This window comes from Microbispora sp. NPDC049633 (assembly GCF_040675265.1).
Taxonomy (GTDB): Bacteria; Actinomycetota; Actinomycetes; order Streptosporangiales; family Streptosporangiaceae; genus Microbispora; species Microbispora maris.
The window spans coordinates 1-24,748 of record NZ_JBFAOO010000110.1; the positions used below are offsets into that span (position 1 = coordinate 1).

General features: G+C 71.1%; 25 protein-coding genes. 12 read left to right on the forward strand and 13 right to left on the reverse strand.

Features of this window, described 5'->3' with window-relative positions; genetic code table 11:
- Window positions 1-1,371 (reverse strand): tRNA (N6-isopentenyl adenosine(37)-C2)-methylthiotransferase MiaB (miaB, locus tag AB0J39_RS25190; RefSeq protein WP_363468815.1); only part of this gene is annotated, 1,371 nt, incomplete at its 3' end.
- A 412-nt stretch (window positions 1,372-1,783) separates the two neighbouring features.
- Here miaB and AB0J39_RS25195 point away from each other — a divergent pair.
- From AB0J39_RS25195 to AB0J39_RS25205, 3 genes are all read left to right on the forward strand, one after another.
- Window positions 1,784-3,127 carry a HAMP domain-containing sensor histidine kinase gene (locus AB0J39_RS25195; RefSeq protein WP_363468774.1) on the forward strand — a complete coding sequence of 448 codons (1,344 nt, stop codon included), beginning with the start codon at window positions 1,784-1,786 and terminating at the stop codon, window positions 3,125-3,127.
- A 137-nt stretch (window positions 3,128-3,264) separates the two neighbouring features.
- On the forward strand, window positions 3,265-5,415 hold the full coding sequence (locus AB0J39_RS25200) for a sensor histidine kinase (protein ID WP_363468776.1): 2,151 nt from the start codon (window positions 3,265-3,267) through the stop codon (window positions 5,413-5,415).
- Window positions 5,387-6,025 carry a response regulator transcription factor gene (locus tag AB0J39_RS25205; RefSeq protein WP_363468778.1) on the forward strand — a complete coding sequence of 213 codons (639 nt, stop codon included), beginning with the start codon at window positions 5,387-5,389 and terminating at the stop codon, window positions 6,023-6,025. The genes AB0J39_RS25200 and AB0J39_RS25205 overlap by 29 nt, the downstream gene beginning before the upstream one ends.
- A gap of 104 nt (window positions 6,026-6,129) precedes the next feature.
- Here AB0J39_RS25205 and AB0J39_RS25210 read toward each other — a convergent pair whose 3' ends face one another.
- Entirely contained in the window at window positions 6,130-6,726 is a 597-nt protein-coding gene (locus tag AB0J39_RS25210) for a hypothetical protein (protein WP_363468779.1), read from the reverse strand.
- A 221-nt stretch (window positions 6,727-6,947) separates the two neighbouring features.
- Here AB0J39_RS25210 and AB0J39_RS25215 point away from each other — a divergent pair, with 221 nt between their 5' ends.
- From AB0J39_RS25215 to AB0J39_RS25240, 6 genes are all read left to right on the forward strand, one after another.
- A complete protein-coding gene (locus AB0J39_RS25215; protein ID WP_363468781.1) occupies window positions 6,948-7,703 on the forward strand; it encodes an amino acid ABC transporter ATP-binding protein in 756 nt (251 codons plus the stop codon).
- Between the two features lie 43 nt (window positions 7,704-7,746).
- On the forward strand, window positions 7,747-8,580 hold the full coding sequence (locus tag AB0J39_RS25220; RefSeq protein ID WP_363468783.1) for a glutamate ABC transporter substrate-binding protein: 834 nt from the start codon (window positions 7,747-7,749) through the stop codon (window positions 8,578-8,580).
- Between the two features lie 35 nt (window positions 8,581-8,615).
- Window positions 8,616-9,287: an amino acid ABC transporter permease gene (locus AB0J39_RS25225; protein ID WP_363468784.1), complete on the forward strand. Its 672-nt coding sequence runs from the start codon at window positions 8,616-8,618 to the stop codon at window positions 9,285-9,287.
- Window positions 9,284-10,159 (forward strand): amino acid ABC transporter permease, encoded by an 876-nt coding sequence (locus tag AB0J39_RS25230; protein ID WP_363468786.1) that lies wholly within the window; start codon window positions 9,284-9,286, stop codon window positions 10,157-10,159. Before AB0J39_RS25225 ends, AB0J39_RS25230 begins: the two co-directional genes overlap by 4 nt.
- 82 nt (window positions 10,160-10,241) lie before the next feature.
- Window positions 10,242-10,979: a transporter substrate-binding domain-containing protein gene (locus tag AB0J39_RS25235; protein ID WP_363468787.1), complete on the forward strand. Its 738-nt coding sequence runs from the start codon at window positions 10,242-10,244 to the stop codon at window positions 10,977-10,979.
- A 53-nt stretch (window positions 10,980-11,032) separates the two neighbouring features.
- Window positions 11,033-12,946 (forward strand): prolyl oligopeptidase family serine peptidase, encoded by a 1,914-nt coding sequence (locus tag AB0J39_RS25240; protein ID WP_363468788.1) that lies wholly within the window; start codon window positions 11,033-11,035, stop codon window positions 12,944-12,946.
- A gap of 10 nt (window positions 12,947-12,956) precedes the next feature.
- On the opposite strand, the gene AB0J39_RS25245 is transcribed toward AB0J39_RS25240, so the two are convergent.
- A complete protein-coding gene (locus AB0J39_RS25245) occupies window positions 12,957-13,640 on the reverse strand; it encodes a DUF305 domain-containing protein (protein WP_363468790.1) in 684 nt (227 codons plus the stop codon).
- 268 nt (window positions 13,641-13,908) lie between these two features.
- Between AB0J39_RS25245 and AB0J39_RS25250 the strand changes: the two genes are divergently transcribed.
- Window positions 13,909-15,624: a hypothetical protein gene (locus AB0J39_RS25250; RefSeq protein ID WP_363468817.1), complete on the forward strand. Its 1,716-nt coding sequence runs from the start codon at window positions 13,909-13,911 to the stop codon at window positions 15,622-15,624.
- A 142-nt stretch (window positions 15,625-15,766) separates the two neighbouring features.
- Here AB0J39_RS25250 and rny read toward each other — a convergent pair whose 3' ends face one another.
- The 3 genes from rny to recA form a co-directional block, all read right to left on the reverse strand.
- The gene (gene rny, locus AB0J39_RS25255) at window positions 15,767-17,392 is read right to left on the reverse strand and encodes a ribonuclease Y (protein ID WP_363468792.1); all 1,626 of its coding nucleotides are present in this window, start codon (window positions 17,390-17,392) and stop codon (window positions 15,767-15,769) included.
- Between the two features lie 277 nt (window positions 17,393-17,669).
- Window positions 17,670-18,611, reverse strand: coding sequence for a regulatory protein RecX (locus tag AB0J39_RS25260; RefSeq protein ID WP_363468794.1), 942 nt, complete (start codon window positions 18,609-18,611; stop codon window positions 17,670-17,672).
- 8 nt (window positions 18,612-18,619) lie between these two features.
- Window positions 18,620-19,741, reverse strand: a complete 1,122-nt coding sequence (recA, locus tag AB0J39_RS25265) for a recombinase RecA (RefSeq protein ID WP_363468796.1) — start codon at window positions 19,739-19,741, stop codon at window positions 18,620-18,622.
- Between the two features lie 328 nt (window positions 19,742-20,069).
- Between recA and AB0J39_RS25270 the strand changes: the two genes are divergently transcribed.
- On the forward strand, window positions 20,070-20,345 hold the full coding sequence (locus tag AB0J39_RS25270; RefSeq protein WP_363468798.1) for a hypothetical protein: 276 nt from the start codon (window positions 20,070-20,072) through the stop codon (window positions 20,343-20,345).
- Window positions 20,346-20,365: 20 nt separating this feature from the next.
- On the opposite strand, the gene AB0J39_RS25275 is transcribed toward AB0J39_RS25270, so the two are convergent.
- The 7 genes from AB0J39_RS25275 to AB0J39_RS25305 form a co-directional block, all read right to left on the reverse strand.
- Window positions 20,366-21,451, reverse strand: a complete 1,086-nt coding sequence (locus AB0J39_RS25275) for an ABC transporter permease (protein ID WP_363468800.1) — start codon at window positions 21,449-21,451, stop codon at window positions 20,366-20,368.
- Window positions 21,448-22,326, reverse strand: a complete 879-nt coding sequence (locus AB0J39_RS25280; RefSeq protein WP_363468802.1) for an ATP-binding cassette domain-containing protein — start codon at window positions 22,324-22,326, stop codon at window positions 21,448-21,450. Before AB0J39_RS25280 ends, AB0J39_RS25275 begins: the two co-directional genes overlap by 4 nt.
- Complete coding sequence (locus AB0J39_RS25285; protein WP_363468804.1) at window positions 22,319-22,627, reverse strand: transcriptional regulator; 309 nt, start codon at window positions 22,625-22,627, stop codon at window positions 22,319-22,321. The genes AB0J39_RS25280 and AB0J39_RS25285 overlap by 8 nt, the downstream gene beginning before the upstream one ends.
- Window positions 22,624-23,055 carry a hypothetical protein gene (locus AB0J39_RS25290; protein WP_363468805.1) on the reverse strand — a complete coding sequence of 144 codons (432 nt, stop codon included), beginning with the start codon at window positions 23,053-23,055 and terminating at the stop codon, window positions 22,624-22,626. The genes AB0J39_RS25285 and AB0J39_RS25290 overlap by 4 nt, the downstream gene beginning before the upstream one ends.
- 217 nt (window positions 23,056-23,272) lie before the next feature.
- Window positions 23,273-23,467, reverse strand: a complete 195-nt coding sequence (locus AB0J39_RS25295) for a DUF3046 domain-containing protein (RefSeq protein ID WP_363468807.1) — start codon at window positions 23,465-23,467, stop codon at window positions 23,273-23,275.
- Window positions 23,468-23,536: 69 nt separating this feature from the next.
- On the reverse strand, window positions 23,537-24,025 hold the full coding sequence (locus tag AB0J39_RS25300; protein WP_363468809.1) for a VOC family protein: 489 nt from the start codon (window positions 24,023-24,025) through the stop codon (window positions 23,537-23,539).
- A gap of 46 nt (window positions 24,026-24,071) precedes the next feature.
- On the reverse strand, window positions 24,072-24,233 hold the full coding sequence (locus AB0J39_RS25305) for a hypothetical protein (protein ID WP_363468811.1): 162 nt from the start codon (window positions 24,231-24,233) through the stop codon (window positions 24,072-24,074).
- Between the two features lie 141 nt (window positions 24,234-24,374).
- Between AB0J39_RS25305 and AB0J39_RS25310 the strand changes: the two genes are divergently transcribed.
- The coding region (locus AB0J39_RS25310) for a DEAD/DEAH box helicase (protein ID WP_363468813.1) at window positions 24,375-24,748 on the forward strand (374 nt) is incomplete at its 3' end.

Consider the following 24,748-nt stretch of genomic DNA (forward strand, 5'->3'; position numbering starts at 1 on the left):
CGGGGCGGCCTGCCGGGCCTCCCAGGCGTCGCCCGCGCGGGTCCGCCGTACGGACAGGACCTTGTCGGCCACCAGGTGGTGCGGCGCGGCGTAGGTGACCTCGACGGTGACCATGTCGCCGGGACGGGCGCCGGCGGCGACATCGGAGGCGGCGAGGTGGACGAGCCGATTGTCGGCCGCGCGGCCGGACAGGCGGCGGGTGGCGTCGTCCTTGCGGCCCTCTCCCTCGGCCACCAGCACCTCCAGGGTGCGCCCGACCTGCTTCTTGTTCTCCTCCCAGGAGATCTCCTCCTGGAGGGCCACCAGGCGCTCGTACCGCTCCTGGACGACTTCCTTGGGCACCTGGTCGTCCATGGTCGCGGCCGGGGTGCCCGGGCGGATGGAGTACTGGAACGTGAACGCGTTGGCGAAGCGCGACTGCCGTACGACGTCGAGGGTCTGCTGGAAGTCCTCCTCGGTCTCGCCGGGGAAGCCCACGATGATGTCGGTGGAGATCGCGGCGTCCGGCATCGCGGCCCGGACCCGCTCGATGATCCCGAGGTAGCGCTCGGACCGGTACGACCGGCGCATGGCCTTGAGGACGCGGTCGGAGCCGGACTGCAGCGGCATGTGCAGCTGGTGCATCACGTTGGGCGTCTCGGCCATCGCGGCGATCACGTCGTCGGTGAAGGCGGCGGGGTGGGGCGAGGTGAAACGGACCCGCTCCAGGCCCTCGATGTCCCCGCAGGCCCGCAGCAGCTTGCCGAACGCCAGCCGGTCGCCGAACTCCACGCCGTAGGTGTTGACGTTCTGCCCCAGCAGGGTGATCTCCAGGACGCCCTGGTCGACGAGGGTGCGCACCTCGTTGAGGATGTCGCCGGGGCGGCGGTCCTTCTCCTTGCCGCGCAGCGACGGCACGATGCAGAACGTGCAGGTGTTGTTGCACCCGACCGAGATCGCCACCCAGGCGGCGTACGCCGACTCGCGGCGGCTCGGCAGCGTCGAGGGGAAGGTCTCCAGGGACTCCTTGATCTCGACCTGGGCCTCTTCGGCGATGCGGGCCCGCTCCAGCAGCACCGGCAGCGACCCGATGTTGTGGGTGCCGAAGACGACGTCCACCCAGGGGGCCCGGCGGACGATCTCGCCCTGGTCCTTCTGCGCCAGGCACCCGCCGACCGCGATCTGCATGCCCTTGCGGGCCATCTTGGCCGGCCTCAGATGCCCGAGGTTGCCGTAGAGCCGGTTGTCGGCGTTCTCCCGCACGGCGCAGGTGTTGAACACGACGACGTCCGGCGTCTCCCCTTCGGCCGCGCGGACGTATCCCGCGTCCTCCAGCAGCCCGGACAGCCGCTCCGAGTCGTGCACGTTCATCTGGCAGCCGTAGGTCCGCACCTCGTAGGTCCGGGCCGCACCCTCGGCGCCCTGTGTCGTCGTCGCGCCTTCGGCGCCCTGTGTCGTCACAGTCTGTGTGGTCGCAGTCATCGCATTACAAGGGTAGGCGCTTCCCCGCCCCCGTCCGTACCGGATGCATCGCGCACGCGATCCGGCCGGGGAAGTGACGGCAGGAGGGGTTTGTCATTACCCAGGCTTGTATGAAGCGAAAAGTTCGTTTTATTGAGGCATTCGTCCGTATGTGGTCGTCTTGTGGAGGTGTGGAGGCACAAGCGCGCTCGTCTCCCCGACGCGGTCGAGGACCGTGACCGAGCGCACAGACCCACGCTCCCCGAGGGATTGGCCTGAAGCGATGGTGAACTGGAACCGATCATCCGTCCTCGTTCGCAGGACTGTCGGTTACTCCGCTGCCGTGGCGCTGGTGTGCGCCGGGGTCAGTGTGCTCTTCCTGGTCTTCATGGGCGGCAAGGAGGCCGACACGGCCCGGGCTCGCGTCACCGGGGCTTGGGACCGCACGGTGCCCCTCATCAGGCAGGGATACCTCCCTCCCGTGCTGCCGGCCGGCAAGGACGTGGCGATCCAGGTCCTGGACACCCGGCACCGGGTCGTCGCGTCGACGCCGCAGCTCGCCGGCAGACCCCCGATGGCCACCTTCCACGCGACCGACGAGAACGTCTACACCGAGCGGGTTCTGTGCTCTCCGGCCGGGCTGAAGGGCTGCATGAGCGTCTTCTCGTACAAGGTCTACCAACCGGACGGGCCCTGGCTGCTCTACGTGGCGGTGCCGACGGTGCCCTGGTACGGGAGCACCGCGGCGCTGTCCTTCGCGATCGGCATGTCCCTGCTGATGACGGCGATGACGGCCGGCGGGACCTTCCGGCTGATCAGAAAGGACCTCATCCCGGTGGACGCCATCCGCGCGGAACTGGCGGAGATCACGGCCACCGACCTCCACCGCAGGGTCCCGACGGCCGACAAGAACCACCAGGAGATCAACCTCCTGGCCGAGACGGTGAACGACACCCTGGACCGGCTCGAAGGCGCGTACAAGCAACTGCGCCAGTTCACCTCGGACGCCTCCCACGATCTGCGCAGCCCCATCACCGCCATGCGCGCCCAGCTCGAGGAGGCGCTCATGCACCCGGACGACACCGACTGGCCGACGATGACCGAGGCGGTGCTCGGCGGAGTGGACCGGCTTCAGGCGATCGTGACCGACCTGCTGACCCTGGCCAGGCTGGACGCCCGCGCCCCGCTCGACCTCAGCCCGGCCGACCTCGGCCGGCTGGTCCGCGACGAGCTCGACCGCCGCACCTACCGAATACGGATCGTCACGGATCTGCGGCAGAACGTCGTCGTCGACTGCGACCGGCTGCGGATCACCCGGCTCCTGGTCAACCTGCTCGACAACGCCGAACGGCACGCCACCTCACAGGTCCTCGTCAGCGTACGAGCCACGGGACCGGCGGCGACGCTGGAGGTCGTCGACGACGGCGCCGGCATCGCTCCGGAGCACCGGGAGACGGTCTTCGACCGCTTCACCCGGCTGGACGCGTCACGCGACCGGGATTCGGGAGGGACCGGATTGGGGCTGGCGATCGCACGGGAGATCGCGGAAGCCCACCGGGGGACCCTGACCATCGAGGACAGCGGGCGGGGAGCCCGGTTCGTCCTGCGCCTCCCCCTCAGCGAAGCGCTTCAGCCGGCCGGTCGCGGCGACGACCGTGCCGCGCACGCCGGCGTGTCCGGTCGTTAGGTTCACGAGACGCCCCTCGCCGATATATCCGGCATCGCGCACTGTCCTGGGACATCGTCCTGTTCGTCTGGGCATATCGGTCGCTAGCCTGAGCCCGACTCGGCGGTCGCGCCGGAGGCGCGTGGAGGAGGCGGGCGGTGCGGCGTACTGCGTGGGCGGTCTGCGCGCTCACCCTGCTCCTGGTCGCCGCGGCCCTGGTGTTCGGCCAACGCAACGGCGCCGGGCTGTTCGCCCAGAGCCACCTTCTCTATGTCGTCGTCTGCGCCCTGGTCGGCGGCCTGATCACCGCCGCCCGTCCGGGCAACGCCGTCGGGTGGCTGATGGCCGCCTCCGGCCTGTGCTTCGCGTCGCTGGACGCGACCGGGCACTACGCGCTGGCCGGGCTGCCGTTCGCGACCCCGATGGCCTGGCCGCAGACGTGGTTGTGGGTCCCGGCCAACCTCTCCGTCGCCGCCGTTCCGGCGTTGTTCCCGTCGGGGCGGCCGGCGTCGCCCGGGTGGCGCGCGGTCCTGTGGGGGCTCGCCGCGGTCGCCGCCGTGACGGCCGCGCTGAGCGCCCTGCTGCCCGGTCCCAGCCACCAGCTCGGCTGGGGCACTCCGCTGCCCAACCCCCTTGGAGTGCCGGCGCTCGCCGTCGTCGCGCCCTTCGTCGAGCCGCTCACGACCGGACTCATGGGCGCCCTGTTCGTGGCGGGCGCGGCCGGTCTCGTACTGCGGGCCCGGCGCGGCGGCGCCGACGAACAGGCCCAGCTCAAGTGGCTCGCGTACGCCGCCGGGCTCGCCGGGCTGATCGTCGCGGGGCGGGTGGCCGCGGGGCTCTCCGACGGCGACCCGCGCTCCATCTGGCCCATCACCAGCGCGTTCTGGGAGGTCCTGGGGACGATCGCGGCCTGCCTGCTCCCGGCCGCCGCCGCGGTCGCGGTGCTGCGGCACGGCCTGTTCGACATCGACCTCGTGATCAACCGCACGCTCGTCTACGTCCTGTTGTCGGCGTGCGTGTTCGGCGGCTACGTGCTCGTGGTCACCTATCTCGGCGCTGTGTTCCGCGCGGCCGACGGGCTGCCGGTGTCGGTGGCCGCCGCCGGGGTGGTCGCCCTCGTCTTCGCGCCGCTGCGCGAGCGGCTGCAACGCGCCGTCAACCTCGTCATGTACGGCAGGCGGGACGATCCGTACGCGGCGCTGGCCCTGCTGGGCAGGCGCCTGGAGGAGGTGGCGGAGGCGGCGGAGCCGGGCGCGGTGCTCGCCGCGGCGGCGCGGTCGGTGGCGGAGGCGCTGCGCCTGCCGCACGTCGCGGTCGAGGTGGCCGGCGGGCCGACCCACGCGTACGGCGCGCCCTCCCCCGGCGCCGTACGGCTGCCGCTCGTGCACCGGGGCGAGCCGATGGGCGACCTGGTCCTCTCCCCGCGTCCGGGCGAGAGCGGCCTCGGCGCGAGGGACCGCCGCGTCCTCGCCGACCTCGCCCGCCAGACGGGGATCGCCGTGCACGCCGTGCGGCTGTCGGCGGACCTGCAGCGCTCGCGCGAGCGGCTGGTGGCGGCGCGCGAGGAGGAGCGGCGGCGGCTGCGCCGCGACCTGCACGACGGGCTCGGGCCGACCCTGGCCGCGCTGACCATGCGGGCCGAGGCCTTGCAGGACATGGTGCGCGATCCGGACGCCCTGGCGATGCTCGAAGAGATCATGACGGACGCGCACACGGCGATGACCGACGTTCGGACGCTGGTGGAGGGGCTGCGGCCACCGGCCCTCGACACGCTGGGCCTGGCCGGGGCGATCAGGTCGCACGCGGCGCGGCTGCCCGGCGTCGAGGCCGACGTCGAGATCGAGGGGACCCTCCCGGCGCTGCCCGCGGCGGTGGAGGTGGCGGCGTACCGGATCGCGGCCGAGGCGCTGGCGAACGCGCGCCGTCACGCCGGGGCCGGACGGGTGCGCGTACGGCTCGGCATGACCGGCGGGGCCCCGCCCGGCGCGCTCGAAGTGGAGGTCGCCGACGAGGGCGGCGAGCCGTACGCGGACACGGGCGGCCCGGCGTCCGCACGCTCCGGGGTCGGCACGGCGTCGATGCGGGAACGGGCGGCCGAACTCGGCGGCACCTGCCTGATCGGGCCGCGCCCGGGAGGCGGCACGCGGGTGCTGGCCCGCCTTCCCGTGCAGAGCGCACCCCAGGACAGGGCACCGGACACGGCGCCGGACAGGGCGCCGGACAGGGCGCCGGACAGGGCGCCGGACAGGGCGCCGGACACGATACGACGGGAGGCGGGCGATGGAGCCGATCCGCGTGCTGCTGGTTGACGATCACTCGGCCTTCCGGGCGGGGCTGCGCGCGCTCCTGCGGCCGGTGGAGGAGGTGGAGGTCGCCGACGAGGCGGCCAGCGGCGAGCAGGCCCTCGCGCTCCTCCCCCGCGTGCAGCCCGACGTCGTGCTCATGGACCTCGCCATGCCGGGCATGGGCGGGGTGGCGGCGACCGAGCGGATCACCCGGGACAACCCGCACGTGCGGGTCCTCGTGCTCAGCATGGCGGACGACGACGACGCGGTCTTCGCGGCGGTGCGGGCGGGGGCGCGCGGGTACGTGCTCAAGGGCGCGCGGCGGGCCGAACTCGTGCGGGCGATCCGGGCCGTGGCCGAGGGTGAGGCGATCTTCGGCCCCGCCCTCGCCGGACGGCTGATGGGTTACTTCTCCGACCTCGGCAGGACGCCGGAGCCGAGCTTCCCCGAACTCACCCCGCGTGAGCGGGAGATCCTGGCCCTGATCGCGGGCCACCTGACGAACGTCCAGATAGCGGCCCGGCTCGGGCTGAGCCAGAAGACCGTGCGCAACCACGTGTCGAACATCTTCACGAAGCTGCGCGTGGCCGACCGGGCCGAGGCGATCATGCTGGCCAGGGAGTCGGGCCTCTAGCCCCATCCCTCGGCCCGGGAGCGGAAGCCGACCCAGGAGCGGAAGCCGGGTCAGGAGCGGAAGCCGGGTCAGGAGCGGAAGCCGGGTCAGGAGCGGAAGCCGGGTCAGGCGGCTCGCCAGTCGTCGACGGGCATGCGCAGGACCTTCAGGGCGACCGTGCCGAACGCGGCGAGGTGGAACAGCGACCCGATGGCCTGGACGGCCGGCGGCTGCCCCATCGTGAGGAACGGACCGCAGACGCCCGCGAGCGCCGCCACCGGGACCCACCACGGCGCCCGCCGCACGGCCGCCAGGCCCGTCAGCAGCACCAGCAGGCCCACGTGGAGGAGGAAGCCCGGCAGGAGGACGCCGTACACGAACCCGCCGAGCGCGCCGGCCACCTCGGTCACCCGGGCGGCCTGGCCGTCCGGAAGGGTGAGCGCCAGCGCCAGGTCGTAGAAATCGGTCATGAACAGGCAGGTGGCGGTGGCCGCGCCGGTCAGGCCGACGGCCGCGCCGATGTTGCCGGTGCGCGGCGCCCGGCGGCGCAGCAGATGGGCGAGCCCGAGGATCACCGGGACCAGGCAGACGGTCGCCCACTGGAACAGCAGCGCGCTCGCCTGCACCTGCACGGGACTCGCGCGGAAGACGGCGGGATCGTGCTCGGTGCCCGGGGGCGAGGTGAGGAAGGCCAGGCCCAGCAGGACAGGCCACGCCAGCATGGCGGTTCCCGCGACGGTCTTACGGAACAAGTCAGAATTTCTCAGCATTTGGACTCCTCGACGACGAGTGATCGGCAGGAGCCAACCGGGACCGCGTCCCGGGCCGCATGGGCCGGACGTACCCGGCCCCCGGGATGGGGTCCTGAACAGCCGGGATGTGACCGATTCGGTACCGGGGCGTTAGTGACTTGGCCGTCTTGACACCCCTACGTTTGATGACCATGACGGAGAACAGTGGTGGGACCCCGCTTGTCAGGCTGGAGGGAGTCAACAAGCATTTCGGTCCGCTGCACGTGCTCAGGGACATCGACCTGAGCGTGGGCCGGGGCGAGGTGGTCGTCGTCATCGGCCCGTCCGGCAGCGGCAAGTCGACCTTGTGCCGTGTGATCAACCGGCTGGAGACCATCGACGGCGGGAGCATCGTCTTCGACGGTCAGGAGCTTCCCGCGGAGGGCCGGGCCCTCGCCCGCCTGCGGTCCGAGGTGGGGATGGTGTTCCAGTCCTTCAACCTGTTCTCCCACAAGACGATCCTGGAGAACGTGACGCTCGGCCCGGTCAGGGTACGGAAGGTCTCCCGGCAGCAGGCCGAGCAGCGGGGCATGGAGCTGCTCGAACGGGTCGGCATCGCCTCGCAGGCCGGCAAGTATCCCGCCCAGCTGTCCGGCGGCCAGCAGCAGCGTGCGGCCATCGCCCGCGCACTGGCGATGGACCCCAAGATGATCCTGTTCGACGAGCCCACCTCGGCCCTCGACCCTGAGATGGTCCAGGAAGTGCTCGACGTGATGACCGGCCTGGCGCGCGACGGCATGACGATGATGGTCGTCACCCACGAGATGGGCTTCGCCCGCCGGGCGGCCAACCGGGTCGTCTTCATGGCCGACGGCCAGATCGTCGAGGAGGGCGAGCCCTCGGAGTTCTTCACCCAGCCGAGCACCGAGCGCGCCCGCGACTTCCTTTCCAAGATCCTCACCCACTGATCCCCGCTCACAGCAAGCTCCACGAAAGCGAAAGGTGACACGGATGCGATTCGGAGCCGGCCTGCTCGCGCTCGCCGCCCTGGCTACCGGCCTGACGGCCTGCGGCAACTCCGGGGCGGACTCGATCGCCGACAAGGCGAAGAACGACAAGAAGCTCGTCGTCGGCATCAAGATCGACCAGCCGGGCTGGGGACTGAAGAAGCCCGACGGCAGCTACGGCGGGTTCGACGTGGACGTGGCCAGGTACGTCGCCAAGGAACTCGGCGTGCCGGAGAGCGGCATCACCTTCAAGGAGGCCCAGTCGGCCAACCGGGAGCCGTTCATCCAGCAGGGCCAGGTGGACATGGTCGTCGCGACCTACTCCATCACCGACGAGCGCAAGAAGAAGATCTCCTTCGCCGGCCCCTACCTGGTCACCGGGCAGGACATCCTCGTCCGCGCGGACGACACCTCGATCACCGGGGTCGACTCCCTCAAGGACAAGAAGGTCTGCGGCGCCCAGGGCTCGTCGTCTCCGAAGCGGCTCGCCGACAAGTTCGGGGCCGAGTGGGAGTCCAAGAACCTCACCCAGCAGCAGGGGTACGGCGCCTGCCTGCCGCTGCTGGAGAACAAGCAGGTCGACGCGATCTCCACGGACGCGACGATCCTCGCCGGGTTCGCCGCCCAGTTCCCCGGCAAGTTCAAGCTGATCGGCCAGCCGTTCAGCGAGGAGAAGTACGGCATCGGCATCAAGATGGACGACAAGGCCGGCCGCGACGCGATCAACAACGCCATCGAGAAGTTCTTCAACGATGGCAGCTGGCGCAAGGCACTCGACGCCAACCTCGGCGAGTTCGGCAAGTACTTCACGACGCCGCCGTCCGTCGAGCGGTACTAGGACGGCGCGGAAGCGGCACTGAGAGGAGGCCGGCGGTGGAGGCCGTCGTCGACGAGCTTCCCGTCATCCTCGGCGCGTTCTGGCTGACGGTGAAGCTCACGGTGGTCAGCGGGGTCATCTCGCTGGTCTGGGGGATCGTGCTGGCGGCCATGCGCGTCAGTCCGCTGCCGGTGCTGCGAGGGGCGGGCACGCTGTACGTCAACGTGCTGCGCAACACGCCCCTCACGTTGATCATCGTGTTCTGCGGCCTCGGCCTGGGCACGGTGATGAACGTCCAGTTCTCCCGGGACGACCTGTCGCTCAACAGCTTCTGGTTGTCGATCATCGGGTTGTCCGCCTACACCGCCGCCTTCGTCTGCGAGGTGGTGCGGTCCGGGATCAACACCGTGCCGCTCGGGCAGGCGGAGGCGGCGCGGGCGATCGGCCTGACGTTCCTGCAGACGCTCCGCCTGGTGATCCTTCCCCAGGCGGTGCGCACGGTCATCGCGCCGCTCGGGACCCTGCTGAACGCGCTGGTCAAGAACACGACGGTCGCGGCCGCGATCGGCGTCATGGAGGCGGCGCTGCGGATGAAGAACCTGTTCGACGCCCACGGAGACGCGATCATTCCCATCTTCCTCGGCTTCGCGGCCGGGTTCGTCGTGCTGACCCTTCCCATGAACCTGCTGTCCGGCCGGCTGGCCCGGCGCCTGGCGGTGGTCCGATGACGGAGCGCGGCGCCACCGTCCTCTACGACGTCCCGGGCCCGCGGACCCGGCTGCGCAACAACGCGCTGACGCTCGCGTTCGGCGTCGTCCTATTGCTGGTCGCGTACTTCGTGTGGACGAAGTTCGACGAGAAGGGCCAGTGGAAGGGCGAGCTGTGGCAGCCGTTCCTGCGGGCCGACACCTGGACCGAGCTGATCCTGCCCGGCCTCCTCAACACGCTGACCGCCGCCGCGCTCGCCGCGGTGTTCGCGCTGCTGTTCGGGGCCGTGTTCGGCATCGCGCGCCTTTCGGACCACCGCTGGGTGCGGATCCCGGCCGCGGTGGTCGTCGAGGCCTTCCGCGCGGTCCCGGTGCTGATGCTCATCTTCTTCGCGCAGTACGGCGGGAGCCTGGCCGGGCTGGTCGTGACCGAGTTCGCGGCCGTGGTCTTCGGTCTGACGGTCTACAACGGGTCGGTCCTGGCCGAGATCGTGCGCGCGGGCATCCTCGCCGTGCCGCGCGGCCAGGCCGAGGCGGGATCGGCCATCGGCCTTCGCAAGAACCAGGTGATGCGGCTGATCCTGCTGCCGCAGGCGGTCACCGCGATGATGCCGGCGATCGTCAGCCAGCTCGTGGTGCTGCTCAAGGACACCGCGCTCGGGTTCGTCGTGGCCTACGCCGACCTGCTGAACGCGGGCGCCCGCGTGGTGCCGGCCAACTACGCCAACCTGATCCCCTCGGTCATCGTGATCGCGGCGGTCTACATCGCGATCAACCTGGCGCTGGGCTACCTCGCCACCTGGCTGGAACGGCGCAGCAGGCGCAGCCGCAAGATCTCGGCCGACCCGGCCGCCGCGGAGATGGCCGCCGGCGAGGTCCCGCTCGTGCGCTGATGCCGTACGGCCCGCGCGGGTAAAGAGATGTTTGCCGTGTCGCTGCTGGCACCGGGAGGCGTCCGGCCTCGATATTGAGCGCGTGTGGCGTGGCGGTGTCATGGTCGGCGTCCTGGCTGCCGCGTTCCTCGCCGGCGGATGCGGGAACGACGGCACGCTGGTGGTCGGCGTGCGTCCGGGGCAGCCCGGCCTGGTCACCCGGCTCCCCGACGGCCGCTACAGCGGCTTCGACGTCGAGGTGGCGCAGTACGTGGCACGGGCGCTCGGCTACCGGGACGACCAGGTCGTCTACACGCTCGACCCGTCGCGGGCCGATCTCGTCGTCGGCGCCACCGGCCCGGCGGGCTCCCGGTACGTCGCCGGGCCCTACCTGGTGACCAGCACCGACATCCTGGTCCGGGCCGGCGACCTGTCCGTCCGCCGCCCGCGCGACCTCGCCCGCAAGCGCGTCTGCGCCACCCGTGAGTCGGCCGAGCCTCTCGTGAAGAGGTTCGGCACCCGGTGGCGGCAGTTCTTCCTCGCCGAGGCGAACCTGCCCGCGGCCTGCGCGCCGCTGCTGGCCTCCGGCCGGACGGACGCGATCGTGGCCGACGCCCCCGTGCTCGCCGGGCTGTCGGCGCAGTATCCCGGCAGGTTCCGCTTCAGCGGCAGGCCCCTGGCGACCGAGGAGTACGGCATCTCCGCCGGGACGCCCGCGCTGCGCGACCAGGTCGAGGAGGCGCTGCGCCGGATGTTCGAGGACGGCACCTGGAAACGGACGGTCATCGACCAGCTCGGCCCGCTCGCCACCCGCTACACCGCTCCCCCGTCTCTGGACTGACGCCTTGCCGCATTCCCACCCCTGGGGGCGGGCTCGTCCGGCAGGATGCGGTCATGCCCCCCACGCCCGGTCCGAGGCCGTTCTCGCCGCGCCCCTCGCCCATCTCCACCACCGACGTGGCCCGCGCCGGTCTGCGGCTCGGCTTCCCGAGCGTGCTGGGCCGGGAGACGTGGTGGGAGGAGGACCGCCCCGCCGAGGGCGGCCGCCGCACCGTCGTCCATCGGGCCGCCGACGGCACCCTCACCGACCTGCTTCCCGCGCCCTGGGACGCCCGTACGCGGGTGCACGAGTACGGCGGGCGGTCCTATGTCGTCGTCCCCCGACACGGCCTCGTCTTCGCGCACCATCCCGACCAGCGGCTCTATCTCGCCCCGTCCCGGCCCGGCGACGGGCCGGACCCGGCCGCGGAGCGGCCCGTGCCGGTCACGCCGGCGCCCGACGCCCCGGGCGCGCTGCGCTACGCAGATCTGCGGGTTCAGGACGGCCCGGACGGGCCCCGGGTGTGGTGCGTCCGGGAACGCCATCGCCAGGACGCGGAGGTCACCCGTTCGATCGTGTCGGTGGCGCTTTCCGGGGCCGGCGACGTCACCGAGTGGGCCGCCGGGAGCGACTTCTACGCCTCGCCCACGCCGTCCCCCGACGGCCGGCACCTCGCCTACATCTGCTGGAACCACCCCCACATGCCCTGGACCGGCACCGAGCTGCGGGTCACGCGGCTGTCCGACGGCGCCACGTGGACGGTGATGGGCGGGCCCGACGAGTCGGTCCTCGCGCCGCTGTGGTGCGGCGAGCGGCACCTGTACGCCGTCTCCGACCGGTCCGGCTGGTGGAACCTCTACCGGGCCGACGTGTCCGGGTCGTCGTGCGAGGCGCTCTGCCCCCTCGACGAGGAGTTCGCCGGGCCGCCGTGGCAGCTCGGCGGTCTGCCGTACGCCGTGCTGGGCGACGGGCGGATCGCCGTGCCGCACGGGCGCGGCGACCTGCGGCTGGGCGTGCTCGACCCGGAGACGGGCAGGCTGAGCGACCTCGACGTCCCCTACCGGGGCTGGTCGCCCGTGCTGGACACGGACGGCGACGTGCTCGTCGGCATCGGCTACGGGCCGGACGTGCCGCGCTCGGTCGTCCGGATCGACCCCACCGGTGACGCCGGTCGCGCCGGTCGCGCCGAGGAACTGCGACGGGAGATCGACGACGTCCCCGCCGGCGTCCTTCCCGTGCCCCGGGCCGTGGAGTTCGAGGCGGGGCCCGGCATGCGCGTCCACGCGTACCTGTATCCGCCGGAGGGGGCGGACGAGGGCGGCGCGCCGTACGTCGTCTTCGTGCACGGCGGGCCCACAGGGCACGCGACGAGCGAGCTCGGCCTGGACAAGGCGTTCCTCACCAGCCGCGGCATCGGCGTGATCGACGTCAACTACGGAGGGTCCAGCGGATACGGCCGGGCCTACCGGGAACGCCTGCGCGGCCGGTGGGGCGTGACCGACGTGGAGGACGTGGTCGCCGCGGCCAAGTGGCTGGTCGCCGAGGGCCTCGCCGACCCCGCCCGGATCGCCGTACGCGGGGCGAGCGCGGGCGGGTGGACGGTCATGGCCGCCTGCGGCGCGTCGGACGTCTTCGCCGGCGGCGTCTCGGTGGCGGGCGTCAGCGCGCTCGCGCCCCTGGTCGCGGCCACCCACGACTTCGAGTCGCGGTACGTGGAGTGGCTCGTCGGTCCCGAGGACCGCTACGCCGAGCGTGAGCCGCTCGCCCTGGCCGACCGGGTGACCTGCCCCATGCTGCTGATGCAGGGGCTCGCCGACCCCGTCGTGCCGCCGGCCCAGTCCCAGGCGTTCGCCGACCGCCTGACGGCACGCGGGGTGCCCTGCACCTATCTGACGTTCGAGGGCGAGGCGCACGGGTTCCGGCGGCTGGAGACCCGGGCCGCGGCCCTCGCCGCCGAGCTGTCGTTCTACCTGCAGATCTTCGGCTGAGCGGAGGCGGTCACCCGTCCATCTGGGCGAGGAGGCCGCGCATGCGGTCGATCTCTATCCGCTGGTCCGCGTCGACATGGGTGACGAACTGGTTGATCTCCACCTCCTCGCCTCCCCCGTCGCCGAAGAGCCCCTCCACCATCGTCAGTGCGCCCATATGGTGCTGGATCATGTTCTCGTAGAAGAGCCGGTCGAACCGCGCCCCCTTGGCCTGCTCCATCTCGGCGAACTGCTCCTCGGTGAGCATGCCGGGCATGAGCGCCCCGCCGCCGTGGTCGTGCCCGGCGCCGGAGCCCACGCTCGGCACCTGCTGGAGCCTCGCCCTGAGCCAGCGCACCATCTGGTCGATTTCGTCCTGCTGGGAGATCTCGATCCGTTTGGCGAAGCGCGGCAGGTCCTTGCTCTCGCTGCGGCCGGAAACGAGCGCGGTCATGCGCAGGGCCTGGGAATGATGCCGGATCATCCCCTGCATGAACCGCACGTCGGCGTCGGTGTACTCCCGGTCGTCAGGGCGCGGCATCTCGTCGGCCGGCACCACCTTGCTGCCCTGTCCCGGCGCACCCGGCTGGACGACGTTCACCTTGGCCCGTTCGACGGTCTCGGCCGTACAGGCGCTGATCGCGGCAGCGGCGAGCACGAGCGCGAGAAGCTGCCGAAACGAGGTGGAGGAGATCATGGCCTGGGCTCGCTTCATCGGCGGTGGGGGATACCGGCCAAACCGGAGGATGTGTAGGGGTATAGCACATTCACCCCAGATTCAGTTAGTGTCCCCCAAACGCCGCGTAGATCTTTTGGGTCGGGCCGGGCCCGGGGATCTGTCGCACGCGCAATTGGGTCACTCCGGAAAGAGCGGAAAAGGAGGGGTGCGACCCTTGAGAATCAGCCGTGCGGCAGCACGTTGGGGGCGTGCTGGATTAAGGAAGATCGGAGTCGTCGCCGCAGGGGTGGCCCTGGTGGGCCTCATGCCCGCCACGGCCATGGCCGACGACGCCGATCCCCGAGCCGGCCTCGGAGCCGGTTGGCTGGATGCCCAGCAGGCGAGCCAAGGGCTTGAGCTGCTGGCCCACCGGGACAAGCCGGAGGGCTTCTACCAGGCCTCGAGCCCGGGCAACTCGTCGTTCGCGAACTCGGACTTGGCCTTCAGCGGCAAGTACGCGTTCGTCGGCAACTTCACCGGATTCAACATCTACGACGTCTCCACCCCCTCGAACCCGGTCCTGACCACCTCCGTGGTCTGCCCCGGCGGCCAGGGCGACCTGTCGGTGTACGGCAACCTGCTGTTCATGTCGGTGGAGGAGACCCGGGGCAGGACCGACTGCGGCACGCAGGGCGCGAGCGGCACGGTGAACCCGGACCGCTTCCGCGGTGTCCGGGTCTTCGACGTGAGCGACATCAGCAAGCCTGTCCAGGTGGCTGCCGTGCAGACCTGCCGCGGCTCGCACACGCACACCCTGGTCACGAGCAAGAACGACCCGGCCAACGTGTACGTCTACGTGCAGGGCACGTCGAGCATCCGCTCGGGCGCCGAGCTCGCGGGCTGCGCCAACACCGCGGCGACCGACCCGAACACCGCCCAGTGGCGGATCGAGGTCATCAAGGTGCCGGTGGCCGCGCCGCAGAGCGCGGCGATCGTCTCCACGCCGCGGCTGTTCACCGACCCGGCGACCGGCGCGATCAACGGCCTGCAGAACACCCCGCAGACCCCGCGGCACCCGTCCGGCTCGGCCTGGTCGCCGTCGCCCGTCACCACCCACTGCCACGACATCACGGCCTACCCCGAGATCGGCCTGGCGGCCGGGGCGTGCGCGGGCAACGGCATCCTGATCGACATCTCCGACCCGGCCAACCCGAAGCGGCTTGACGCCGTGACGGACCCGAACTTCGCGTACTGGCACTCCGCCACGTTCAACAACGACGGGACCAAGGTCATCTTCACGGACGAGTGGGGCGGCGGCAGCGGGGCACGGTGCCGCGTGACCGACGAACCGTCGTGGGGCGCCAACGCCATCTTCGACATCGTCGACGGCAAGCTGCAGTTCCGCAGCTACTACAAGCTGCCCGTGGCGCAGACGAACCAGGAGAACTGCGTCGCGCACAACGGGTCGCTCGTCCCCGTGCCCGGCCGGGACATCATGGTCCAGGCCTGGTACCAGGGCGGCGTCTCGATGTTCGACTTCACCGACTCGGCCAACCCGCGTGAGATCGCGTACTTCGACCGCGGTCCGATCAGCACGACTTCTCTGCTGCTCGGTGGCTTCTGGTCGGCGTACTACTACAACGGCCATGTCTTCGGCAGCGAGATCGCGCGCGGGTTCGACGCGTTCAAGCTGCTGCCCAGCGAGGACCTGGACCAGGCCGAGATCGACGCGGCGGCCACGGTCACCTACGACCGGTTCAACAGCCAGCACCAGCCTCGCGTGACGTGGCCGGCCAGCTTCCCGCTGGTGCGCGCCTACTACGCGCAGGCGCTGCGCACCGGCACCATGCAGAAGAACACCGCCGACAACGTGCAGAAGTTCGTCGACCGGGCCGAGCGGTTCACGGACGGGCCGCAGAAGAACGCCGCCGTGGCGCAGCTTCGGGCCGTCTCCCACCAGCTCGACACCTCCGTCGAGGCACAGGCGTCGCTGTCGAAGGCGCTCAACGACCTCGCCGACGCGCTCAGCCGCAAGGCCTAGTCGTGTCTGACACTCCCTAGCCGGCCAGGGGGGCGTCCCACCGGGACGTCCCCCGCGACCCCGGGTCCCCGCCCAGCACTCTGGACGGGGACCCTCGGCTTTCGGGCCGCGGGGGTGCCGGCCTGGCCCGGGTCGGAGGGCTCTACCGGGCGAACTCGGTGGCGCGGGACTCGCGGACCACCGTGATCCGGATCTGACCGGGGTAGGTCAGCTCCTCCTCGACCTGCTTGGCGACGTCCCTGGCGATGACCTGGGCCTGGATGTCGTCGACGTTGTCGGGCCGGACCATGACCCGGATCTCCCTGCCCGCCTGCATGGCGAAGACCTTGTCCACGCCCTCGTAGGACTGGGCGATCTCCTCCAGGCGCTCCAGCCGCTTGACGTACGCCTCCAGGGACTCGCGGCGGGCGCCGGGGCGGCTGCCGCTGATCGCGTCCGCGGCCTGGGTGAGGACCGCCTCGACGGTCCTGACCTCCACCTCGTTGTGGTGCGCCTCGATGGCGTGGACGACGTCCTCGTGCTCGCCGTACCTCCGGGCGATCTCCGCGCCGATCATCGCGTGGCTGCCCTCGACCTCGTGGGTGAGCGCCTTGCCGATGTCGTGCAGAAGCGCGCAGCGCTTGACGAGGTCACGGTCGAGCCGCAGCTCGGAGGCCATGATGCCGGCGATGTGCGCCGACTCGATGAGGTGCTTGAGCACGTTCTGGCCGTAGGAGGTGCGGTAGCGGAGCTGGCCCAGCAGGGTGACCAGCTCGGGGTGCATCTCGGTGATGCCCAGCTCGACCAGCGCGTCCTCCCCGGCCCGCACGCACAGGTCCCGCACCTCGGCCTTGCTGCGCTCGTACGCCTCCTCGATGCGCTGGGGGTGGATCCGGCCGTCGAGCACGAGCTTCTCCAGCGTCAGCCGGGCCGTCTCCCGGCGGACCGGGTCGAAGCACGACAGCAGCACCGCCTCCGGCGTGTCATCGATGATCAGATTGACGCCGGTGGTGGACTCGAAGGCCCGGATGTTGCGGCCCTCGCGGCCGATGATGCGGCCCTTCATCTCGTCGCCGGGCAGATGGAGGACGCTCACCACCGACTCGGCCGTCTGCTCGGTGGCGACCCGCTGCACGGCCAGCGTCACGATCTTGCAGGCGCGCTTCTCCCCCTCACGCCGGGCCTCGCTCTCGATCTCCCGGACGATCAGCGCGGCCTCGCGCTTCGCCTGGTTCTCGATCTCCTTGACCAGCTCCCCCTTGGCCTGCTCGGCCGTCAGGCCGGCGACCCGCTCAAGGATCTCCTGCCGCCGCTCGGCCACCCGGTCCAGCTCCTCGCGGCGGTCGGCCAGCTCGGTCTCCGTCTCGGCCAGCTTGCGGGCCCGCTCGGCCTGCCTGCGCGCCTCCTCGTCGAGCCGCTGCTCACGCTCGGCCAGCCGGTTCTCGCGGCGTTCGAGGTCGGAGCGCAGCTCTTTGAGCTCGGTCTTGAGGATGCGCGCCTCCTCCTCGACCTCCTTACGCGTCAGCGCGGCGCTCTCGGCCAGTGTCTCCGACTTCTTGAGAATCTCCCCCGCGTCACGCTCCGCCTTCGTACGGATCTCCTCGGCCTCGCGCCTGGCGCGTTCGAGTTCCTCGTTGACCTCGGCCTTCACCTCGGCGAGCTGCTCGGGTGAGGGACCGGACGATGCGACGACGCCGCCGGTGCGGCGCATGACTATGACAAGGGCGGCGATCATCACGAGAGCCAGCAGCACCACCGCAACCGCAAGAACGATCACGATCGTGTCCATGCGCTCACCCCTCACGACAACTCTTGGCAGGGGTCACACACGCAGCACGGCAGAGCCCGGTGGCGTCACCAGGACAAATATGGTCGCAATGCCCGGACGCCCCGAGGGGCGGCCGATATGGCCCGAAGGCCGGTCAAAGTCTCTCGTCCGTCGTGTACACCGTTATGGCAATCCGCGCTGCGCGGAGTAACTCCTCACTGCGGTCGAGATTAAGCGTCAGAGAGGTAACGAGCAAGCAAAGATGCCCTGTCAAGTGACTTTTGCATGGTGCTATGGCTCACTCGAAGGTATCCGGAAGCCCATCCGACGGGCTGCCTTCGGCCTCGATCGCCTCTCGGACCACACGGAAGGCCAGGCCCGGCGAGTAGCCCTTGCGGGCCAGCATGCCGACCAATCGTCGCATGCGCGCCTGCGGCTCCACGCCTCGGGTGGCCGCCAGCTTCCGCTCCACCAGCCTGCGCGCGGTCTCGGTCTCCTCGTCGGGATCGAGCCGCCCTACGGCGTCCTTGACCGTCTCCTCCGCGACTCCGCGCTGCCGCAGTTCCTGGGCGAGCGCGCGGCGGGCGAGCCCGCGACCGGCGTGCCGGGAGCTCACCCACGCGGCGGCGAACGCCTCGTCGTCGATGAGCCCGACCTCGGAGAACCGCTCCAGCACGGCGTCGGCCGCCGCCTCGGGCACGTCCCGCTTGCGCAGCGCCTCCGCGAGCTGGGCCCGGGTCTTGGGCGCCATCGTCAGCAGCCGCAGGCAGATGGCCCTGGCCACCGCCTCCGGGTCGGCCGGCGGCCCCTCGCTCGCCGCGGTGCCCTCCTGCGGCCCGTCGGGCAGCCATCCGCCGGACCGCCCACGCGGCTCGCCCCGGTCTCCCCGGCGCCGCCTGCCGCGTCCCTGGCGCCGGCGTCCGGGCCCGGGATCCTCCCGGCCCGACGCGTCACGCTCCCAGAGGCCGCCTCCGCCGGAGCCCACCGTCTCGTCCCCGGCGCCGCCCATGCCCCCAGCGCCGCCCATGCCCCCGGCGTCGCCGAAGTTCCGGGGGCCGTCACCACCGCGCCGGCCGGACGTGCCACCGGAACGCCTGCGCATCTCCGCCCGCAGGGCGGCGATCGTCGCGGACGCGTCCTCGGCGGATCCGGGCGGCTCTTCGGCCGGTCCCCAAGGTCCGGAGTTCCAGTCCCCCGGCCCGATCTCGCCGTCCGGGCCGGGGAACTCCTCGCGCCTCATGCCTGCGCTCAGACGTCACCCGGCTTGGGCGCGGCGGCCGCCTTGCCCCGGCCGGAGGCAGCCGCGGGCGCCCGGCCGGACGCGGGAGCGGGCGGCGTCGCCGGAGCGGCGGCGGGCTCGCCCGGCGTGTCGAGCCGCGGGCCGACGCCGAGCTTCTCCTTGATCTTCTTCTCGATCTCGTTGGCGATGTCGGGGTTGTTCTTCAGGAAGTTGCGGGCGTTCTCCTTGCCCTGCCCGAGCTGGTCGCCCTCGTACGTGTACCAGGCGCCGGCCTTGCGCACGAACCCGTGCTCGACACCCATGTCGATCAGGCCGCCCTCGCGGGAGATGCCGATGCCGTAGAGGATGTCGAAGTCGGCCTGGCGGAAGGGCGGGGCCATCTTGTTCTTGACGACCTTCACCCGGGTCCGGTTGCCGACCGGCTCGGTGCCGTCCTTGAGCGTCTCGATCCTGCGCACGTCGAGCCGCACCGACGCGTAGAACTTCAGCGCCTTGCCACCCGTGGTGGTCTCGGGGCTTCCGAACATGACGCCGATCTTCTCGCGGAGCTGGTTGATGAAGATGGCGGTCGTGCGGGTCTGGTTCAGGGCGCCGGCGACCTTGCGCAGGGCCTGCGACATGAGCCGGGCCTGAAGGCCGACGTGGCTGTCGCCCATCTCGCCCTCGATCTCGGCCTTGGGCACGAGGGCCGCCACCGAGTCGATCACGATGATGTCGACGGCGCCGGAACGGATCAGCATGTCCGCGATCTCGAGCGCCTGCTCACCGGTGTCCGGCTGGGACACGAGCAACGCGTCGACGTCGACCCCCAGCTTCTTCGCGTACTCGGGGTCGAGGGCGTGCTCGGCGTCGATGAAGGCGGCGATGCCGCCGCCCTTCTGCGCGTTGGCCACGGCGTGCAGGGCGACGGTCGTCTTACCGGAGGACTCGGGACCGTACACCTCGACGATCCGGCCGCGGGGGAAACCGCCGATGCCGAGGGCGACGTCGAGGGCGATCGCACCGGTGGGGATGACCTCGATCGGGGCACGCGCGTCGTCTCCGAGGCGCATGACGGTGCCCTTGCCGAACTGCCGCTCGATTTGCGCGAGGGCGGTCTCAAGGGCCTTCTCGCGGTCGTTGATTGCCATTGGGTGCCCCCTGGAGGGTGGTCGTCTGCTCGGTCACCGAAAAGCTACGGGGTGCCACCGACATTTTCCGGAGCTTCCCGCACACCACCCGGGAGGCGGGCCGGGAACCTGCCGCGCCCCGGCGACCTGACGGCGCGCACCCCGGAGGCGACCAGTCCAATATAGCCGAACGACTGTTCGATCACATGCCCGAACCGCCGCACGTGGGAGACGAACGGCGTCCCATCCGCGCCGTTACATTCCCGGGCGTTACCTCCGTATGGTTGCCAGCGCGCTGACCTGGGACGATCCTTGAAGCCAAAGCTGGATCTCCCGCTGGAGGGGCCACGTGACGGGCACCGGCGACTACAGCGGACAGCGTCTGACCCACCTTGCGGCGCTCGCGGCGCGACTCCCCGAACACGGTCTCGTCGCGCGCCTGCTCGGCACGGACGATCCGGTCCTGTCCGTCCGGCACCCGGGAACCGGCAGGCAGACGATCGTCTTCGCGACCCCCGCCAGGGAAGGCTGGATGTACCTGTGGGCCCCGGGCGGCCAGGAGAGCGCCGACGACCCCGGCCGTGCGGCCGAGATGATCAGCCGGACCCTCTCCAGGCGCCCCTGACCCCTCACGGACCCGGCCCGTCAGCGGACCACTTCGCCCAGCTTGACCCGGGCTCCGGTGCGGAGCACCGCCCGCCGGTAGACGCGGGCCGCGCCCAGCAGGACGGCGGCCACGGCCACGACCATGAGCACTCCGGCGATGAGGATCTCCCCCAGCGGCACGTCCGCGGCCGCCGTACGCACCGGCATGACCATCGAGGAGAACGGCGGCACGAGCGACAGGACGCGCGCGAGCGTGCCGGTGGGCTCGAGGGCGGCGAAGTAGGCCGTCACGTAGGTGAGCATCATCAGCGTGGTCATCGGCGTCAGGACGCTGTTGAGCTCCTCCTGCCGCGAGACCAGCGAGCCGAAGGCCGCGGCGAGCGCCGAGAAGAAGGCGTAGCCGAGCACGAACCAGACGATCGCGCTGACCACGATTCCCGCCATTCCGGGCGGCAGGTCGGCCGTGAAGCCGGTCGCGAAGGACACCGCGAGGCCGACGACGATGATCACGGCGAGGTTGATCAGTCCCAGCGCGCCCAGCCCGACGATCTTGCCGCCGAGGAGCTGCCAGGGGCGCACCGAGGTGAGCAGGATCTCGACGATGCGGCTGCCCTTCTCCTCCACCACGCCCATGGCGACATACATCGCGCTGTAGATGAGCAGGAAGAACAGCACCATCACGAGAAGCGTGGCCAGCCCGGTGCGCACGCTCTGGTACTGGGCGTCGACGCCGACCGACTCCACCCGCAGCGGGGTGATCGTGACGCCGGCCGCCTTGATCTGGGCGTCCCGGTGCGCGGCTTCGAGGATCAGCCCGAGCCGCTGGTCGAGTTCGCCGTTCGCGAGGACCTTGCCGCCGTCGATCAGGGCCGCGTCCACGTCACCGTCGATCACGGCCTTCCGCGCCGCCGCCTCGTCCGGCAACCGGGAGTACGCCAGCTGGGCCACGGGCGCGGGCGCGTTCCCCACGACGCCCACGTCGTAGGTGTCGCCACCGCCCAAGACCTTCGGCAGGAACGCGAGCGCGGCCACCAGGACGGCACTGACCGCCAGGCTGATCAGGAACGACTTCGTCCTGACGCGCGTGCGGATCTCCCGCTGGGCCACCAGCATCAGCCCGTTCATGCCACCGCCTCCCTGAAGATCTCGGCCAGCGTGGGCTGCCTGCGGCCGAAGTGCTCCACCTTGCCCGCGCCCATCGCCGTACGGAGGATGGCCTGGTCGTCGCCCTCCTCGCACAGCAGGACGTCGCGGTCGCCCTCCCGGGTCAGCTCGCCGGGCAGGCCGTCGGCCCAGCCGGGCGCGGCGTCCCTGACCACGACACGCAACACCCCGCGGCCCTCCCGCTCCCGCAGCTCGTCCACCGGGCCGTGCGCCACCATGCGGCCCGCGGAGATGATGCCGACCGAGTCGCAGAGCCGTTCGACCACGTCGAGCTGGTGACTGGAGAAGATCACCGGCACGCCCGCGGCGGCGCGGTCCTTCAGCACCTCCGCGAGCGCGTCGACCGCCAGCGGGTCGAGGCCCGAGAACGGCTCGTCGAGGATCAGGACCGCCGGCTCGTGGACGAGCGCGACCGCGAGCTGCACCCGCTGCTGGTTGCCGAGCGACAGCGCCTCGACGGCGTCGTCGCGCCGCTCCACCAGGCCGAGCCGCTCGATCAGGGCGGCCGTGGCCGCGCGCGCGGCCGACGGGGCGAGCCCGTGCAGTCTGCCGAAGTATTCGACCTGCTCGGCGACCTTCATCTTCTGGTAGAGGCCACGCTCCTCGGGCATGTAGCCGAAGGCGCGACGGTCGTCGTACGTCACCGGGTTGCCGCCGAGGCGCACCTCTCCGGAGTCGGCCTCGAGCACGCCCATGACGATCCGCATCGTCGTCGTCTTGCCGGCGCCGTTGGCGCCGACGAATCCGAACATCTCGCCGGGCCGCACGGTGAAGCCCACCCCGTCGAGCGCGGTCTTGTCTCCGTAGCGTTTGCGCAGGCCGTCGAGTTCAAGCACGGGGGGTCGCCTCCACAATTCGTCGCAGGACATTCATGTAGGTCTCGAAGGCCGTACGCCCCTTGTCGGTCAGCGAGAGCCACGTGCGCGCCCGCTTGCCGACGAAGGTCTTCTCGACGCGGACGTAGCCGGCCTCTTCGAGCGTGAGGATGTGCTTGCTGAGCAGCGAGTCGCTGACCTCGATGGTGTCGCGGAGGAAGCGGAAGTCGGCCTTCTCCGCCGCGGCCAGGGCGGCCATGATGGACAGCCGTACCGGCGCGTGGATGATCTCGTCGAGCTCGTGGCGCGGGTGGGTGGTCATCGGTTCCTCATCAGGCGGAGCCCGCCGTACACCAAGGGCAGCCCGGCGAGCACCGACAGAGCGACGAGCGCCGCCGTCCAGCCCGCCGTGGGCCTGTCGGGCAGCATCCAGACGCCGACGACGAACGGCAGCATCATCGTCAGCACGTACGCCGCCGAGACCGGCCCGTTGATCCGCTTCATCAGCCGGTCGTGGACCCGCAGCCGGGCCATGTACACGCAGAGGGCGACCGTCAGGACGATCCATCCGATTCCGGCGATCAACGGCAGCGGGTGGAAGCCGAGGAACATCGCCGGCCAGTAGACCATCGTGGCCAGGCCCACCAGCAGGTATGCCCGTCCGGGCCCGCGCGAGGAATAGCGCACCCGCCGGTCCACGCGTCCGATCTCCCGGAGTGCCTCATCCGGGGTGAGGTGGTCTCCGCTCATGTGCTTCCTCCGTGTTCATCCGTTCAACACGATAGCAATCACTCAACCGTCGTTCAAGTAGATGCCGTCGACGACGAGAGATGGCGAGCGGTGAATGGGCGCACGCGGAAAGAAGGCCGCCCCGGTCACCGAGGGGCCGGCGGAGAGACCGAAGAGCGACGCCCGCCGGGCGGCACGGCGGTGGGCGCGAGAGGGGGGAGAGCGTGTGAGAGGGGGATCAGCGCAGTCTGGGGTCCACGTCGACCTCCCGGCAGACGGCCTGCCAGACCTGCTTGGCCCCCACACCCTCCGCGAGGGCCTGCTCGACCGTGCGCCCGCCGAGCCCGGCGATCACATAGTCCTTCGCCCACGACTCCGCGTACGCCTCGCCGAAGTGGCGGCGCATCCTGTTCCAGAAGTCCGTGAGACGCATGCGTTCAGTATGACGCCGCGGCCGGGATGAGCCGTCCCGGCCGCGGCGGCCTCCCCCGCGGGGAGACGGCTACATCACGCGGCTGCCGTACATCTCGCCGAGCGGGTCGGCCAGCAGCTCCAGCCGGGCTCCGTCCGGGTCCCGGAAGTAGATCGAACTGCCGCTCTCCACCTGGTACGGCACACCGGCGGCGTCGAGTTTGCCGCGCAGACGATCCCACGTCTCCCGCTCCACCGAGATCGCGATGTGGTGAAGCCCTCCGAGGACCTCCTTGTACGGCTCCAGATCGAGGCCGGGGAGGTCGAAGAACGCCAGCAGGTTGCCGTTGCCGATGTCGAAGAAGAAGTGGTTGGAGCCGCGGTAGTCGCGGTTCTCGAAGATCTCGGTCAGCGGGAACTCGAGGAGCTCGTGGTAGAAGCGGATCGTCCGCTCGACGTCTGACGAGATCAGTGCGAAATGGTGCAGGCCCCTCGCGCTGCTGGCGGCACGGCGCTCGCTCAGGTAGCGCTCGCGGATCCGCGAGCGCTCCGCCTCTATGGCCGCGTAGTCGATTTCCATACTGAGGAAGATTGTCCTGAGCGTGGCATGTCATGCCAGTTCCGGGTCAGGGAAGCAGCCATTTTCGCCAGCCGATCCACTCCGCGCGTTCCGCTCGCATCGCCTCGTACCGGACCTGGTGGGCCTGGTGGGCCTGGTGGGCCTGGTGGGCCTGGCGGGCCTGGTGGGCGAGGTCCTGCCGGTCGGTGCGGATTCTCCTGCCGAACATGTCGTGTTCCCTCCGTCGTAGGTGGAGTCGTGTCGTACGGAGATCAGCCTGCCGGGGCCGGCTTGCCCCGCACTTGCCTCTCACCTGGCGGCGGGATGGCTCGCGGCGTTTTCTGTCGGTGGCGGGATGCATGATGGGCAGGTGGGTTCGCTCGACGGCTTCAGCCCGGTGACCAGGGAGTGGTTCGCCGGCGCCTTCGCGACGCCGACCGCCGCTCAGGAGGGCGCCTGGTCGTCGATCGCGCGGGGCGAGAACACGCTCGTGGTCGCACCCACCGGGTCGGGAAAGACGCTCGCGGCCTTTCTGTGGGCCATCGACCGCCTCGCCGTCGAGCACACGGCAGGCCCTTCCGCGCCGGCGGGCATGGCGGCGAGCGCCGCGGCGGGCACGGCGGCAGGCGTGACGGCGGGCACGGCGGGCACGGCGGCGCGGCAGGAGCGCCACGGCGGGTCCGAGGCGGGGCGGCACGGCGAGCGGCCCGGTGGCCGACATGGCGCGCGACGCGGCCGGAAGGC